We start from the raw sequence: 17,014 nt of genomic DNA, 5'->3' as shown, positions 1-17,014 counted from the left end.
TAAGGACAGGGTGTAGGTCATAAAGATTGTAAGGACACGGAATGGTTTACACTTTATCCCGTTCTCATTCATCTTTACAGCAACACCCTTTTAAGCCTCTCCGGACTTCTTTTAAAAGGTGATTTATTGTTTTGATGCAGTATCTTATTTTTCAAATATATCTCCGGATATTTTTTCACGGTCCGGAAGAATCAAGTTAAGAAGGATTCCGACGATGGCTGAAAGTGCCATTCCAGAAAGCGATACCGTTTCCGATAGTTGTACGAACGCTCCTCCGATTCCTAACACCAGGATGACTGAAGCTATCATCAGGTTTCTTTTCTTGTCAAAATCGACCTTATTATCAATCAGCATCCTTAATCCGCTTGATGCGATGATACCGAAGAGCAAGATGGAAATGCCGCCCATCACCGCGCTGGGTATCGAGCTGATCACTGCTGAAATCTTACCGTTAAAGCCAAAGATGATTGCAGTCAATGCTGCACCGCCGATGATATACACACTGTATGCCTTTGTCATCGTCAGGACCCCAATATTTTCTCCATATGATGTCAGCGGCGGCCCACCGATGAAGGAACCAATCATGATTCCTGCTCCATCTCCTAAAATCGAGCGATGCAAACCTGGCTTTTCCAAAAAGTTTCTGCCGACTACTTTGCTCAGTACCATTTGGTGACCAATATGTTCTGATAAAGTTACGATGGCGACGGGTACCATGATGGCAATGACTTCCCATGAGAAGGTCGGTGTATAGGTTACATATGGCAACATGAAGTCAGGCATTTCCCACCATTGTGCTGACTTGATCGGTTCATAATCTATTATTCCTGCAACAGCCGAACAGGCGTAGCCCACTATGATTCCCATTAAAATCGGGATCAAGTTAATGAATCCTTTAAAGAACACGTTACAGATGATGGTTACCGCTAAAGTGATCAGCGCTATAACTATATATGTGACGCTGTATTTATCTTGCGGATCATACATTGCCATGTCCACGGCCGTTCCGGCAAGGCTTAATCCGATTACGATAATGACCGGGCCCACCACAACCGGAGGAAGTATATTCATTAACCAGCGCAATCCGACTTTTTGGATAATCAATGCTACTATCCCATATATGAACCCTGCTGCAAAACAGCCGATCATGGCCGCCTCCGGACCACCTAATGCCTTTGCCGCGATGATTGGCGTAATGAAAGCGAAAGATGACCCGAGATAAGCTGGTATCTGACCTTTGGTTATCAATAAGTATGAAAGTGTGCCCAATCCGCTGGAAACCAGTGCTACCGCCGGGCTTAACCCTACCAAGAATGGCACCAGCACCGTTGCACCGAACATGGCGAACAAATGCTGGATGCTTAACGTTATCCACTGGCCAGCCTTTGGAACGTCCTCGACATCCAGTACGATGTCCCTCTTTGTTTCTTCCATTTCCGTATCCCCCTCATGAAAATTCCATCAAAACTGCAAAAACCCTCTTTGCATTATACAAAGAGGGTTTCTCAGAAGGCGAATGCCTATGCATAGGCATAGCTCTCCCGATTGACTCCCCTTTGCCAGCCTCTCTGGACTGTCTTTAAAAGGGTAATATGAAATTTTCATGTTGTTTAGTTTTCTAATATAGTAACTTGATCTATTTCATCTACTTCTGTTAACGTTACTGTAATTTTTTCAGATTGGGAAGTCGGAACGTTTTTGCCGACGAAATCCGCGCGAATCGGCAATTCCCTATGTCCCCTATCCACTAATACGGCAAGCTGGATCTGCGAAGGTCTTCCCAAATCCACCAGAGCATCCATTGCCGCTCTAACGGTTCTGCCTGTGAAAAGAACATCATCCACTAAAATCACTTTCTTGTCAGTGATATTGACCGGAATGTCTGAACCTTTTACGATGGGTTCCCCATCATTGGTCTTTTTCGAAAGGTCATCGCGATAAAGTGTAATATCCAGTTCACCCAGTTCTATTTCCTTGCCTTCTATTTGATTGATGCGCTTTGCAAGTCGGTCAGCGAGGAAAATCCCGCGTGTACGTATCCCGATTAAGACGCAATCCTCAATACCCTTATTTTTCTCAATAATTTCATGGGCAATTCTCGTCAAGGCTCTGCTAATGGCCTTCTCATCAAGTACTATGGCTTTCTCATTCAACACGTCGGCCACCCCGATTCCATTTTTCTGATAGGTCAATTTCAACAAAAAATCCTCATGCCAAGAAGGCATGAGGATTTTATCGCCATGGGCATAATTATCCCATTTTGCGTATCCGTTTCCTTCTCAGTCTCTCTGAACTGTGTTAAAGGTTCTTATTAAGTTGTTATTATAATATATCAGAAAAACGAATTTGTCAATCCTTACTTCTACGCAATTGATTAATTAGATTTTCAAACTCTTCCGGAATCGGAGCTTCGAATTCCATATACTCATTTGTGCGAGGATGAATGAAACCCAAAAGACCGGCGTGCAATGCTTGTCCATCTAATTTCAGGGTCTTTTTCGGACCATATTTCGGATCACCCGCTAGCGGGAAGCCAATGTATTTCATGTGAACACGAATTTGATGTGTCCTTCCTGTTTCAAGCTGGCATTCCACTAAAGTGAAATCCTTGAAGCGTTCGATGACCCGGAAATGCGTGACAGCATTTTTGGAATTCGAATCTGTGACAGTCATGCTTTGGCGATCTTTTTTATCGCGGCCGATCGGTGCATCGATCGTTCCGAAGTCATGAGGGATCACACCATGAACTACAGCTTGATATTTACGGGTAACCGTTTTGTCAACAAGCTGCTGTACCAGTTTTTCATGTGCCATATCATTTTTGGCAACCATCAATAGACCTGATGTATCTTTATCGATTCGATGGACAATTCCAGGCCGCATGACACCATTGATTCCAGAAAGGTCCTTGCAGTGTGCCATCAATCCATTTACAAGCGTGCCGGATACATGTCCAGGTGCCGGATGGACGACCATACCGCTCGGTTTATTAACCACAAGTACATCTGCATCTTCATAATAGATATCCAAATCCATTTCCTCTGCTACCGCATCCAATTCCTCAAGATCCGGAATCGTCACTTCGATTGTATCGCCAGGAACAGCTTTGTAATTCGTCTTTATCGCCGTGCCATTTACCAAAACATGATCATCCTTAATCCATTGCTGGACCTGAGTACGTGACCATTCCTCATTCAAAGTGGAAAGAGCCTTATCAATCCTAACTCCTTTTAGTGTTTCATCGATGCTGTATAACCTTTTATCCATTATCTTTCTCCTTAGCGTTTTTTTCTTCTAAAAACATATGAATCACGAGCAGTCCGACACCAATTGAAAGCGCAGCATCAGCAACATTAAATACCGGGAAACTGTAGCTGAAAATATAGGTATGAACGAAATCCACCACTTCCTGACGAACAACACGATCGATGAAATTACCAATCGCACCGCCTAGCATGAGAGCAAGTGCAGCTCCAAGCAAAACGCTTTCCTTCGCCATTTTCTGAATATAATAGACAAGTCCAATAATGACAGCGATGGTGATGATGTAGAAAAACCACATTTGACCTTGTAGAATTCCCCATGCTGCCCCACGATTACGATGCGAGGTGATATATAGAAGGTTTTCAATAATTTCAATGCTTTCTCCGTACTCCATTTTTTTCACAATCATCCATTTTGTCAGCTGATCGAGAGCTATGACCAAAAGGGCAATCAAATAATAAAACACATTTTTTCCCCCAAACTAATCAAATCTTCACTTTTGAATTGTAGCATAAACTAGAAATAATGACTAATCCGAAAAACAGAATCTGCTGTCGGTACCTGAAGAATATAGGGGAGATTGGATAAAGGCAATTCCCTATGGAGGTTTTACACAAAAAAGCCGGCCCTCAATAAAGGGACCGGCTTTCCTTTTTTGAATTATTGATTCACGTAATGCTCTTTCACGACTGTAGCACAACGCGGGCAAAGTGTTGGATGTTCTTCCACTTGACCTACTTCCTTCGAAACATTCCAGCAACGTTCACACGTTTCACCTTCTGCTTTTGTAACAAGGATCGCTATATCCTCAAGTTTAACCGCTTCTGCTGGGGCACTTGCCACATCGCCAGCGATTTCGAATTCGGATACGATGAATAGCTGTTCAAAGCTTTCCTTGATGCCATCAAGCAGATTCTTCGTTTCTTCATTAACATAGACCATCACTTTAGCGTTCAGTGATTTTCCGATGACCTTCTGGTTACGGGCTTCTTCTAATGCTTTCAGAACATTATCACGGACATCCATGAACGCCGTCCATTTTTCTTCAATGACTTCAGCATCATCAATTGAAATTTCTTCAGGCATCAATGTCAACTGTACACTTTCTTCCGTTACACCCGGAATGAACGCCCATACTTCATCAGCTGTATGAGAAAGGATCGGTGACACCAATTTCGTTAAGCTGACCAATGATTCGTAAAGGACCGTTTGAATGGCCAAACGCTCTTTACCATTTGGTGCTTCACAATAAAGAATGTCTTTTGCATAATCGAGGTAGAACGAACTTAAATCCTGTGTACAGAAATTATTGACCATATTATAAATTGTAGCAAACTCATAATTTTCATAACTTAGCTTCGACTGTTTGATCAGTTTATTCAATTTAACCAGCATGTATCGATCGACTTCAGGCAATTCTTGAACTGCCACTTTATCGGTTTTTGGATTGAATCCATCCAAGTTCCCTAACAGGAAGCGGAATGTATTACGGATTTTACGGTAAACTTCCGAAACTTGTTTTAAAATAGGATCGGAAACCCTGACATCCGATTGGTAATCCACCGAAGCTACCCAAAGGCGTAAGATATCTGCTCCAAGTTGGTTCATGACCTTGGATGGCAGTACAACGTTCCCAATCGACTTACTCATTTTACGGCCTTCGCCATCCAATGCGAACCCGTGGCTAAGTACACCTTTATATGGCGCTTTGCCTGTAACGGCAACACTTGTTGAAAGTGATGAGTTAAACCAGCCGCGATATTGATCGGAACCTTCTAAATAAAGGTCAGCAGGACGCTGCAAGTCATCTCTTTCTTCAAGTACCGCTTGATGGGAAGAACCGGAATCGAACCATACGTCCATGATATCCGTTTCTTTCGTGAAGATACCATTCGGGCTGCCTTCATGTGTATAGCCTTCAGGCAGAAGATCTTTCGCTTCACGCTCAAACCAGATGTTTGAACCGTGTTCACGGAATAGGTTTGAAATATGGTCGATGGTTTCATCCGTAATGATCGGCTCGCCATTTTCTGCATAAAACACTGGAATTGGCACGCCCCAAGCGCGTTGGCGGGAAATACACCAATCCCCGCGGTCACGGACCATATTGAATAGGCGCGTTTCGCCCCAAGCCGGTACCCATTTGGTTTCTTCAATCGCTTCCAGAAGCTCACTGCGGAAGTCTTTGATTGACGCGAACCATTGTGCTGTTGCACGGAAGATCGTCGGCTTCTTCGTCCGCCAGTCATGTGGGTAAGAGTGCGTAATGAACGTCAAGTTCAATAACGCGCCTGCTTCAGTTAATTTTTCGGTAATTGGTTTATTTGCTTGATCATAAAATAATCCGGCAAACTCCCCTGCCTCTTCCGTCATGACTCCTTTTTCATCTACAGGACAAAGTACGTCCAAGCCATATTTTTGCCCAATGATAAAGTCATCTTCACCATGGCCTGGCGCCGTATGAACACAGCCCGTTCCAGCTTCAGTCGTTACGTGCTCACCTAACATCACTAAAGATTCGCGGTCATAAAGAGGATGTTTGGCAACAGCACGGTCCAACTCGCTACCTTTTACCGTTTTTTCGATAGACGGGTTTTCCCAGCCTAATGTTTCCGTTACCGATTCAAGCAGTGCCTCAGCAAGTAAGAATTTTTCATTTTCGACAGCCACTACTACGTAATTTAATTGCGGATGCAATGAGATACCAAGATTGGCAGGAATCGTCCATGGAGTTGTCGTCCAGATAATGATTTTGACGCCTTCATCGATTACGCCTTTTCCATCTGTGACTTCAAAAGCAACATAGATCGACGCAGAGCGTTTGTCTTGATATTCAATCTCAGCTTCGGCTAGCGCTGATTCACTTGATGGGGACCAGTAAACAGGTTTTTTCCCTTTATAAATGTAGCCTTTTTTCGCCATTTCACCGAATACCTTGATTTGCTGTGCTTCATATTCAGGCTTTAATGTGATATAAGGATTTTCCCAATCACCACGGGCCCCTATTCTCTTAAACTGCTCACGTTGATTGTCAATCTGACCATAAGCATACTCTTCACAAAGCTTTCTGAATTCGGCAACGCTCATTTCTTTCCTTTTCACGCCTTTTTTCGTCAATGCCGTTTCGATTGGAAGCCCATGCGTATCCCAGCCAGGTACATACGGTGCTTGAAAACCGCTCATCGATTTAAATCGGACAATGAAATCCTTTAAAACCTTATTCATTGCATGGCCCATATGGATATCGCCGTTGGCATATGGAGGTCCATCATGCAAAATGAATAAAGGACGTCCTTCCGTTTGTTCTTGCACTTTTTTATAGATGTTCATTTCTTTCCATTTTTCTTGGATTTCCGGTTCACGTTTCGGTAAATTCCCCCGCATTGGAAATTCAGTTTTAGGCATCAATAAGGTATCTTTGTATTCCATCATAAAATCCTCCATCCGTCTTTTAAAAAAATTCATTCGAACCGATGACTTGATATCCGGCCAAAATAAAAAGCCCTCTCATCCCTAAAAAAGGGACGAGAAAGCTTTGCTTCCCGCGGTACCACCCTGGCTAGAAAGATCCACATAGTGAATCCAACCTCTCGAGCATTCGTAACGTGAATGAAACGCTTCATTTACTTACTGCCTAGGCAGGTTCAACTCAGAACTCAAGGGTGATCTTCAATATCTTCGCTTATTCCGGGCTTTCACCATCCCCGGTTCGCTAAAAATAAGTGTGTGAAGAATTTACTTTCCCTGTCATCGTCTAATTTCATAATGAATAGTATTGTTAAAAAATTATATGCGAAAAAAGTGTTCAAAGTCAAGGAATCGTTTAAATTTCCTCTTCCACTCTCTCATTTAATTCTATTTCAGTCGCATCCACTTCATAATCCAGAAGATGATCCCAATCGTCATTGTCCAGCAAATCCAGCTGTGCACCGACAAGCATTTTGAAACGCGTCCGGAATACTTTGGATTGCTTTTTCAAATCCTCAATATCCATCGCTATTTTCCTTGCTTTCACAAGTGACTCATTGACGATCCTGTCAGCATTTTTCTCTGCTTCCTTTATGATCAGTTTCGCTTCTTTTTGGGCATTGCGCCTTAATTCTTCGGCTGCTTCCTGAGCGACAAGAATTGACTTGTTAAGTGTACCCTCAATTGTCGTAAAATGTCCCAAACGGTCAAAAGTCTCGTTCAGTTTATCTTCAAGTTCTTTCTTCTCCCTCAAAATCAGTTCATAATCTTTAATGACCTGGTCGAGAAATTCATTTACTTCATCTTCATCATACCCTCGAAATACTTTGTTAAATTCCTTGTTATGTATATCTATCGGGGTTAAGGGCATTACGGCACCTCCAGAACGGTTTCTACTCTAGTATGTTAAAACTCTATATTCGACAATAAATTTATAAATCCTGCTTTTTATTGAATTATTTTTGTCTGCCTAACGAGATTCTCCACTTATCCTTCTTGGTTTTCCCATCGATTGAAGCTATTTTACACCTGCCAAAACCTCTGATGGAAAGTGTATCACCTTCACGGCATTCTTCCGAGACGTTTTCCGTTTGCTTGAAATTCACCTTTACTTTTCCTGACGTTATCAAGGCCTGCGTCTTTTGACGGGACATATTCAGGACGGACGATAGCACACTGTCAAGCCTAAGGGAACTGACTGTGGTTACTTGCTCTTCCCATTTTTCCTTAACTTGGACGATATTCTCGATTGGAAGCCGTTTGATGGAAACGGAAGCATTACCTATTTTATCCATATTTCCAGTGAGATATGAATCCATCTCTTCGGCAGCTATAAATTGAATATGCTCCTCCGTCACTATTATATCACCAAATTTTTCCCGCTTTACCCCTAGTGACATCAAGGTTCCAAGTATTTGCCTATGTTCAAGCGTTACAAATTTTTTTGGATAGGAGATATCGTATAAGGAGATATTGAAATCCGGTGGTTCAGGAGAGTAATAATCAGGGTAAATGAGCACACGTTTTCGCTCTACGAAATCGCTCCCGCCATTGAATTGCAGTTTCACATCCGGATCATTTCCTATTAAGGAAGTAAGGATTTCCTGCTGACGCGGATCAAGAAAATCAGATAGTTTCGGAGCGTAGGAATTTTTAACCTGATCAATCCAATTCATAGCCTGGTCAATAAAATCTTTTTCCTCCGGCCTGAAATGCTGATAAATACTCATGATTGAATAAATGCTCCTTAGTTATCAAATTAATGGTCGATCATAAGGAATGAATTAAACTCATTCTGCGTTGCTACTACACAGCGGAGAATCTTCCGACTGTGTAGTAAGATGCATGTCAGGTTAATTGTTGATCATCCTATCAAAGTCTGTAAGTAATAGATTCCATAACCGCTGGCAAAATTAAGAACCAGCAAGGCCACAAGAGGTGAAAGATCGATCATGCCAAGCGGCGGAATGAACTTTCTGAACGGTTCTAAATACGGTTCGCAAATCTTTTCCAGAAATTGACCAATCGATGTCTCCCTTGCATTCGGGAACCATGACATCAATATGTAAACGATTAATGCCATTGAATAAATTTCAATTAAATAATATAAACCCTGAAGCACTAAACCCATTAACCATTACCACCTCGCTTCTTCGTACTCCTCTTCGGCGGCGAAGCCGGTAATATTACCGGAAACATCGACGTTGTCCGGGGTACATAAGAATATATCTGTTCCGATTTTTTGGATATCCCCGCTGATTGCATAGACAGTCCCACTTAGAAAATCGATGATTCGCTTTCCTTGGTCATGCTGGATTCGTTGAAGGTTCACGACTACAGCGCGCCTGTTTTTTAAATGGTCAGCTACCTCCTGGGCTTCTGCATAAGCACGAGGCTCCAATAATACTACTTTAGAAGATTTCTGTACGCTTTGCAAACTTACGATATTCTGATTTGTATTATTCCCTGCAGAAGCTGACTGCTGCTGTTTAGCTGACTTCACGACTTTTGGTTCAGCCTCCTCTTCTTCCATCACTTCATCCCTGTACTCATACTCATCATCCAGCGCGAAATAAGATTTAAATTTTGATACGAACGACATCTATAGCGTACCTCCTTAAAATTATTCGCCTACAAGTGCTGTACCAATCCTGATCATTGTAGCGCCTTCTTCAATGGCAATCATGAAATCATTGGACATTCCCATGGACAATTCAGTGCAGGGGGCATGCTTCAACGCTAAATTTTGTATTTCAACCTGGATGTCCTTCAGTTTCCGGAAGCATTCCCGCAAAACCTGTTCATCATCGGTCAATGGAGCCATCGTCATCAATCCTGCAACATTCACCTTATCAAAGTCGGATAACCCTTTTATGAAATCCATTGTCGCGTCAGGATCCAGACCATGTTTTGATTCCTCACCAGAAACATTCACCTGCACTAAACAGTTTATCGGCTCTTTTGCGCGTTTTTGAATTTCTTCTGCCAAAGAAATGCGATCCAATGAATGGATATACGAAATTTTATCGATGACATTCTTTACTTTGCGTGTTTGCATGGAACCAATATAATGCCAGGTGGGCTTGTCCTTGAGCACTTCATATTTAGTCAAAAGCCCTTCGTCACGGTTTTCACCCAAATCGAGTATTCCCGCTTCCAAAGCTTCATTCGCTCTCTCGACCGAAACATATTTCGTTACTGCAATCAACTTAATCGCTTCACGGTCCCTTCCACTATTTTCACATGCTCTATTTATTTTTTCTTCGATGTTTTTTAAATTGTCCACTACTTTCACTGTTACTCTAAATCCTCCTTCCAACCGATAAAGCTCATCAATCTGCCTGTCTTCCCGTTATCACGGCGATGTGAAAAAAACAATTCATGATCACAGCTTGTACAGTATGATGTAACGTCGATCTGACTTTTTGGAATTCCTGATTTTTGAAGAATCAATGCATTAAGTTGCTTAAGGTCCAACTGATATTGTCCTTCACTGATTAAATTATAGGGCTTTTCGTCAATATCTACCAGCAAATTCTGCACTAAATCCATGACATAATCATCAACTACATAGCACTTCGAACAAATCGACGGTCCAATAACAGTAAATATCTCACTTGCTTTTATACCCTCACTCAGCCAAGCCTCAACCATTTTTCGTGCAATTCCATTAACGGTACCCTTCCAACCAGCATGTGCCACCCCAATCATACCATGTGCCGGAGCAAGAAAGTATAAGGGCACGCAGTCTGCATAGCAAAGGGTCAATAGAGCGTTTTGGTCCTTCGTATAGAATCCGTCAGTCGCTTTAAAGGCCGAATCATAATCCGTAGCACCTCTCCCGCCATCACGGCTGGTAACTTGACGGATTTTCGTTTCATGTGTCTGCTCGGCGCCTATCCATTCATTAAGCGGAAACATCAGCTTATCGGCTATAACCCTGCGGTTTCCCTGGACATCTTCAAGTTTATCACCGACATGAAAACCGGTATTCAATGTTTGAAAATCACCTGTACTGACTCCCCCATTTTTTGTGGTGAAGCCCGCTACGAGCTGGAGATTTTTTTGTCTCCAGCTGTCAATGAGCATATATTGGTCTTTTATTAAAACAAATGGCTCTTTCATGCTATAAACCTCTTTATTTTTAGTCTAGTGTATCATATATTTGCGCCATGCACCTTAAAACCGTTCATCTTTCAGTTCTGCTTGAAATACCGTCTGATGTTCAACAAGTATGACATCTGCACCGATTTTTTTTATTTTGCGCCACGGAATCACAATATCCTGTTCCTTGCCAAAAAAACCCATTAATCTGGTTCCATTCGAAACGACGATGGCCTCTATTTTCCCCGTGGCCGTATTGATTTCAAGATCTGACATATTACCTAATTTCTTACCATCCGCTATATTGACGATATCCTTAATTTGAAATTCGGAAATCCTGGTCACATCACTCAGCTCCTCAAAATTTCATCATAGATGAAGGTCCTATTCCTATGTATATGACATGATGCGCTCAAGGATGAAGAATACGATAAATAAACGTCCATTCGATTCACGGAAGGGCTTTTCTACAAAATAAAAAAGCCGCTATGGATAAGTAGCTGCTAAGCGGGTATCGACATTTTTGCCCTACCCGCATCAGCTAACTACTTCTCATGCTCAGCTTCTACTGTTGGATATTTTTATTCATTTGCTTGATTGCAGCTTTTTCCAATCGGGAGACCTGTGCTTGTGAAATGCCGATTTCCTCGGCTACCTCCATTTGCGTCTTCCCTTGGAAAAACCGTTTGCGAAGGATCATTTTTTCCCGGTCATTCAACCGTCTCATGCCTTCATTTATAGCTATTTCATCAATCCAGGTACTATCTTTATTTTTTTCATCACTCAGTTGGTCGAGTACATAAATCGGATCCCCGCCATCATTATAAATCGGTTCAAAAAGTGAAACTGGATCTTGTATAGCATCTAGTGCAAAAACAATTTCTTCATGAGGTACTTCCAACACCTTGGCGATTTCTTCAGCTGTCGGCTCACGAAGGGTCTGGCTTATGAGCTTCTCTTTTACCTGCAAAGCTTTGTAAGCGATGTCTCTTAAAGAACGGGATACCCGAATTGGATTATTGTCACGAAGATATCTTCTGATTTCTCCAATAATCATCGGTACAGCATACGTTGAAAACTTAACATTTTGACCTAGGTCAAAGTTATCTATCGACTTCATCAACCCTATACAGCCTACCTGAAATAGATCATCTACATACTCTCCCCGATTGTTGAAGCGTTGAATGACGCTTAGAACGAGTCGAAGATTCCCGTTTACCAGTTTCTCTCTTGCTGAAATATCGCCATCTTGCAGTTCTTTAAAGAGTTTTCTCATTTCTTCATTTTTTAAAACCGGTAATTTTGATGTATCCACACCGCAGATTTCAACCTTATTACGAGACAAAATTATTCCCTCCTCACAGGAGCGCTGTACAAAAAACAGTATCTCCGCGGGAGGAAAAAATATGCACATGGCTAGAACAGAAATCCCCCATTATTTTTCAATATAGCTACCAAAGTATTGATTTGATTGACATTTAAGCACATTATTTTTTTACACCATTTTATTAAATTCTTTTCGAAGCCTCTTAATAATCCTTTTTTCCAAACGCGAAATATAAGATTGGGAAATCCCCAGCATGTCGGCAACGTCCTTTTGGGTTTTTTCTTCTCCGCCTGCAAGTCCAAAACGGAGTTCCATAATCTGTTTTTCACGTTCGGATAACTGTGTAAGTGCTTTTGTCAGCAGCTTACGGTCAACGTTTGCCTCAAGGTCTTTCGTGATAATGTCATCGTCCGTTCCAAGTACATCGGATAACAGAAGTTCATTTCCATCCCAATCAATATTCAGAGGTTCATCAAAAGAAACTTCAGAACGAATTTTGTTATTTCTGCGTAAATACATTAATATTTCATTCTCGATGCATCTCGAAGCATATGTAGCCAGTTTTATTTTCTTCTCAGGATTGAATGTATTCACAGCTTTGATTAAACCTATGGTACCAATGCTGATTAAATCTTCAATATTGATGCCGGTATTTTCGAATTTCCTGGCAATATAAACCACCAGCCTTAAATTACGTTCAATCAAGATCGAGCGTGCAGCTTCATCGCCATTGGGTAATTTATTGATCAGTATAGCTTCTTCTTCCTTTGAAAGGGGAGGCGGCAGTGCCTCACTCCCTCCTATATAAAATATTTCGTCCGTTTTCAATCCGAGCTTGAACAATAGTTTGTACCAAAAATAAGTGAGCCGAAGAATGAATTTCTTCAAAATAATTCTCCCTTCTAATAAACGGATTATGGGTCATATTTAAGAGTGTATCGATGGTTCAGGAGGCATTTTGCACCGGTATCCCGGTTAACATTTTCGGGTGAACGATAGATTGATAGCTATTGTCGGGAGAGAGTTGCTGAAAGGTAAACGAAACGAGACCCTGCTTGACGTGAAATTCTTTTTCTCCTTGAAAAATTTTGATGTAATCCGGTTTGATTGCGGTTAACAGCTGATGTTCATGACCCACGACTTTATAAGGGATGACACGCATTCTTCCTGTCCATGAATATTCGGGCTGCTCTTCCTGACTAATCAGGTTTTCAGGGTTTTTAAAAAGCTCCAGCATATCGTCCGGAATTCCTGCTTCCCCGCCAGAAAGAGAGATGATCATTACTGGGGAACGTGTAATCGGGTCATATAGTTGATTGCCGCTATCCACCAATCCATGAAATTTTCCTTCGAAGTCAGAAATTTTAACCGAGACCGAAACCATTTGTTCATGTGTAAGTTTTGTCATCTCCATTCCTTCAAGTGTTCGCTTGGAAAATTGCCATGCGAGCGGGAACCCGATCATTACGAATATCCAGCTGACAGGGTCCCCAAAACGGTTGATTCCTGCATATTGACCAGGGTCCTTGGACACGATTTGGAATTCAAATAGGTAATGTAGTCCCAGAAGGATTCCTCCCGATAAAAACGTCATGAAATATAAAGTGGCCACCGATTTCATGAAAAGTTTTAACCTATTAAACCCAAAGGTTGCCAGCACCATGACCAGGGATACTAAAATCTTCATGTACACTCGGTCGGCAAGTGCATAAAAAGGAGTGAAAGCCAATACGATAATGAAGGAGCCAATCAGCCCGCCGATGCATACCCGCCAAAGAGCTACCCTTCGTTTGAGAATGATTGCGGTCCAATATAAAAGGAGGCAGTCAAATAACCAATTCAACAACCAGATCACATCTAAATATAAAGTCAAACACCCTCCCCTCCTTTTATGAACTAACCTTCCACTAGCAAAAAGTATAGCGTACCTGCCCTTAGAAAGTGTGTCACTTTTTGTACTGAAAACTTAAGAGTTTTTCAGTCATTTTTACCCTTTTTGTAGAAAAACAGCTATTGATATTTTCATTACTGTCATAGAGACTATCCTGCTCCCTTTTACTTCTGTCGATTTATGTTATAAAAGTTTAATAATTTATTGCTCGCTCATCTTTTTGGATCCCTTCTGCCAAGGCGATCCGTCAGATACCGCTGAGGGACATGCAGGCAAGATCAAGGATACTATTATGCAGATTGCGTTCTGTACTTCGGTCAGAGTGATAAAGCTGAAGAATGCCCCATTATGATTGGACACTACTGCTTTTAAGGAACTCATTTATTAACGACAAAAAACCGTCCCCAAATGGGGACGGCATGTGACGTCGATATTAACGGCGTCTATTACGGTTACGGAGGAATGTTGGAATATCCAAGGCCTCATCACCTTGATTGGCATTACGTGCAGGCTGTTCATTGACTTCTTCCCTCTTCACTTCCCGCTTCACGTTTTGCTGTGGCGTTTGTTGTGTCTGAGGTCTTGATTGCTGCTGTTGTCCGAGTGTTGGACGTCCAGTAGGCCGTATTGAAGCTTCAACCTCGTTAAAGCCTGTTGCAATTACCGTAACGACGATTTCATCTTTTAAGTTTTCATTGATAACTGAACCAAAGATCATGTTTACGTCTTGATCGGATGCAGTAGCCACGATATCGGCCGCTTCCTGGACTTCAAAAAGACTTAGGTTCGTACCACCGGTAATATTCATCAGTACACCTTGGGCACCATCAATCGATGTTTCAAGCAACGGACTGGAAATGGCTTTTTTCGCCGCTTCCGCCGCACGGTTTTCCCCTGAAGAAATCCCGATTCCCATAAGTGCGGAACCTTTGTTCGACATGATGGTCTTCACATCGGCAAAGTCCAAGTTAATTAGACCTGGAACAGCAATTAGATCTGAAATCCCTTGTACACCTTGACGAAGTACATTATCGGCTTCACGGAATGCTTCAAGCATTGGCGTGCTTTTATCGACGATTTCAAGGAGGCGGTCGTTCGGAATGACGATCAGTGTATCAACCGATTCCTTCATGGATGAAATGCCGCCTTGTGCCTGTGTTGCACGTTTTCGGCCTTCGAAGGTAAATGGACGAGTAACTACACCCACTGTAAGTGCTCCTAGATCTTTAGCAATGCCAGCTATGACAGGAGCAGCCCCCGTTCCCGTACCGCCGCCCATTCCAGCCGTTACGAATACCATATCGGCACCTTTAAGCGCTTCTTCAATCTGCTCTTTGCTTTCTTCTGCAGCTTTTTTTCCTACCTCGGGATTGGCACCTGCACCCAAGCCGCGTGTAAGCTTTCCACCGATTTGCATTTTGATTTCTGCTTTTGATAGATTAAGAGCCTGTGCATCAGTATTGACAGAAATAAACTCAACACCCTGTACACCATGCTCGATCATTCTGTTTACCGCATTGTTTCCGCCGCCGCCAACACCTATTACTTTTATCGTTGCTAATTGTTCTAGATTAGAATCAAACTCCAACATGACAATCCTCCTATTTTGACGAAATTCCCGATTCTTAATGATTGTTATTCAAAAAAGTAACCCAGGATTTTTTTGAATTTAGATTCACCTTTTTCACCTTGTTTTTTAGCCGTGTTCTCTTTGTTTTTCTGAGAAACCTTCTGGCTGCGCTGGTCGTTATCTTCTTGAGCTTGTCCAGCTGCTACAGGAGTTTTATTAGCGGTGTTTTTTTGCATTCTCTCTTTCTTGCATGCGTGTTTAATCAAACCAACAGCTGTCGTGTATTGGGGTTCCCTGACACCGATGTAATTGGGTTCAGCTGTCCTTACTCGGTTTTGGAACACATATTGAGCAAGCTCCAGGACTCCCGGCATCTTGACGACGCCCCCGGTCAACACGAAACCACCCGGTATATCCTGGAAGCCAAGTCTCCTCAAATCATCTTGAATCAACTCGAATATTTCGGTCACCCGCGCTTCAATGATATCCGAAAGCATTAACTGGTTGCAGGTCTGCTGCTGATCGCTGCCGATGATCGGTATTTGGAATACTTCATCTTCAGACGCGTCATCATAAAAGGCATGTCCATGCTTCACTTTTATTTTCTCAGCTTCTTCCATCGTTGTCCTTAGAACGATGGAAAGGTCCTTAGTAAGTGTTTCCCCGCCTATAGGTATCACAGACGTATATTGTAAATAGCCTTGTTCGAAAATTGCCAGAGTCGTGGAACCTCCGCCAATATCGACAAGTGCCACACCAAGTTCTTTTTCATCCTTGGATAAAACAAGGGAACCTGCGGCTAAGGGCTGAAGGGCGATATCGGTTATTTCTAACCCTGCCCTTTCCACACAGCGCAGCGTATTATGTAAAATTGTCCGAAGACCTGTGATTAATATCCCTCTCATTTCCAACCGGACACCTATCATGCCCCTTGGATCACTGATTTCATCAAGTTCATCAACTTTGTAATGGATCGGCACCACGTCGATGATTTCCCTGTCGGATGGTATCGTTATTAACTCCGCGGCTTCCCTGACACGGAAAACGTCATGCTCGGTAATCTCTTTATTGTCACTGGATACCGCTACTACCCCATGACAAGGCTGAAGCGTCACATGATTTCCGCTTATGCCGACGATTACCTTTTTTATCTCCATCCCTATCATCCGTTCTGCTTGCTCTATAGCCTTTTGAATGGATTGGACGGTTTCATCTATGCCGACGATCGAACCCTTTTTGAGCCCCTCTGATTTAACATTTCCTACGCCGATTATATTTAATGTGTCATTGACCATTTCCCCAATGATAACTTTTACACTGGATGTACCGATGTCAAGACTTACGTATATTTCGTTGCTGTTCATTCCATGGCACCTCCTTCAGTTTTATA

Annotated in this window: 17 protein-coding genes; all 17 read right to left on the bottom strand. The window is 42.3% G+C overall.

The window, feature by feature from the left end:
- Positions 1 to 144: 144 nt before the first annotated feature.
- Positions 145 to 1,434, bottom strand: a complete 1,290-nt coding sequence (locus V3595_RS12160) for a solute carrier family 23 protein (RefSeq protein ID WP_101224597.1) — start codon at positions 1,432 to 1,434, stop codon at positions 145 to 147.
- Between the two features lie 176 nt (positions 1,435 to 1,610).
- Positions 1,611 to 2,153 (bottom strand): bifunctional pyr operon transcriptional regulator/uracil phosphoribosyltransferase PyrR, encoded by a 543-nt coding sequence (gene pyrR, locus V3595_RS12155; RefSeq protein ID WP_230177693.1) that lies wholly within the window; start codon positions 2,151 to 2,153, stop codon positions 1,611 to 1,613.
- Positions 2,154 to 2,349: 196 nt separating this feature from the next.
- Complete coding sequence (locus V3595_RS12150; RefSeq protein ID WP_402900408.1) at positions 2,350 to 3,267, bottom strand: RluA family pseudouridine synthase; 918 nt, start codon at positions 3,265 to 3,267, stop codon at positions 2,350 to 2,352.
- Positions 3,260 to 3,730 carry a signal peptidase II gene (gene lspA / locus V3595_RS12145; protein ID WP_101224594.1) on the bottom strand — a complete coding sequence of 157 codons (471 nt, stop codon included), beginning with the start codon at positions 3,728 to 3,730 and terminating at the stop codon, positions 3,260 to 3,262. Before lspA ends, V3595_RS12150 begins: the two co-directional genes overlap by 8 nt.
- A 194-nt stretch (positions 3,731 to 3,924) precedes the next feature.
- Positions 3,925 to 6,693, bottom strand: coding sequence for an isoleucine--tRNA ligase (gene ileS / locus V3595_RS12140; protein ID WP_485907405.1), 2,769 nt, complete (start codon positions 6,691 to 6,693; stop codon positions 3,925 to 3,927).
- A gap of 394 nt (positions 6,694 to 7,087) precedes the next feature.
- Positions 7,088 to 7,603 carry a DivIVA domain-containing protein gene (locus V3595_RS12135; RefSeq protein ID WP_485907404.1) on the bottom strand — a complete coding sequence of 172 codons (516 nt, stop codon included), beginning with the start codon at positions 7,601 to 7,603 and terminating at the stop codon, positions 7,088 to 7,090.
- A gap of 85 nt (positions 7,604 to 7,688) precedes the next feature.
- Positions 7,689 to 8,462, bottom strand: a complete 774-nt coding sequence (locus V3595_RS12130) for a YlmH family RNA-binding protein (protein WP_485907403.1) — start codon at positions 8,460 to 8,462, stop codon at positions 7,689 to 7,691.
- A gap of 134 nt (positions 8,463 to 8,596) precedes the next feature.
- Complete coding sequence (locus V3595_RS12125) at positions 8,597 to 8,863, bottom strand: YggT family protein (protein ID WP_034313862.1); 267 nt, start codon at positions 8,861 to 8,863, stop codon at positions 8,597 to 8,599.
- Positions 8,864 to 8,869: 6 nt separating this feature from the next.
- Positions 8,870 to 9,334, bottom strand: coding sequence for a cell division protein SepF (locus tag V3595_RS12120; protein WP_137018787.1), 465 nt, complete (start codon positions 9,332 to 9,334; stop codon positions 8,870 to 8,872).
- Between the two features lie 21 nt (positions 9,335 to 9,355).
- Positions 9,356 to 10,027, bottom strand: a complete 672-nt coding sequence (locus V3595_RS12115) for a YggS family pyridoxal phosphate-dependent enzyme (RefSeq protein ID WP_485907402.1) — start codon at positions 10,025 to 10,027, stop codon at positions 9,356 to 9,358.
- A gap of 2 nt (positions 10,028 to 10,029) precedes the next feature.
- Entirely contained in the window at positions 10,030 to 10,857 is an 828-nt protein-coding gene (pgeF, locus tag V3595_RS12110; protein WP_485907401.1) for a peptidoglycan editing factor PgeF, read from the bottom strand.
- Between the two features lie 54 nt (positions 10,858 to 10,911).
- The gene (locus V3595_RS12105; RefSeq protein WP_137018790.1) at positions 10,912 to 11,181 is read right to left on the bottom strand and encodes a YlmC/YmxH family sporulation protein; all 270 of its coding nucleotides are present in this window, start codon (positions 11,179 to 11,181) and stop codon (positions 10,912 to 10,914) included.
- Between the two features lie 220 nt (positions 11,182 to 11,401).
- Entirely contained in the window at positions 11,402 to 12,181 is a 780-nt protein-coding gene (sigG, locus tag V3595_RS12100) for an RNA polymerase sporulation sigma factor SigG (protein ID WP_034313871.1), read from the bottom strand.
- A 150-nt stretch (positions 12,182 to 12,331) separates the two neighbouring features.
- On the bottom strand, positions 12,332 to 13,051 hold the full coding sequence (gene sigE / locus V3595_RS12095) for an RNA polymerase sporulation sigma factor SigE (protein ID WP_034313874.1): 720 nt from the start codon (positions 13,049 to 13,051) through the stop codon (positions 12,332 to 12,334).
- A gap of 58 nt (positions 13,052 to 13,109) precedes the next feature.
- Positions 13,110 to 14,036, bottom strand: coding sequence for a sigma-E processing peptidase SpoIIGA (spoIIGA, locus tag V3595_RS12090; RefSeq protein WP_485907399.1), 927 nt, complete (start codon positions 14,034 to 14,036; stop codon positions 13,110 to 13,112).
- 451 nt (positions 14,037 to 14,487) lie between these two features.
- A complete protein-coding gene (ftsZ, locus tag V3595_RS12085; protein ID WP_101224586.1) occupies positions 14,488 to 15,645 on the bottom strand; it encodes a cell division protein FtsZ in 1,158 nt (385 codons plus the stop codon).
- 44 nt (positions 15,646 to 15,689) lie between these two features.
- The gene (gene ftsA, locus V3595_RS12080; protein WP_137018792.1) at positions 15,690 to 16,988 is read right to left on the bottom strand and encodes a cell division protein FtsA; all 1,299 of its coding nucleotides are present in this window, start codon (positions 16,986 to 16,988) and stop codon (positions 15,690 to 15,692) included.
- Positions 16,989 to 17,014 lie beyond the last annotated feature (26 nt).

The sequence above is a fragment of the Bacillus sp. CFBP9009 genome (genome assembly GCF_036541465.1).
GTDB lineage: Bacteria > Bacillota > Bacilli > Bacillales > DSM-1321 > Peribacillus.
This window is presented reverse-complemented; position numbering and strand designations above follow the sequence as displayed.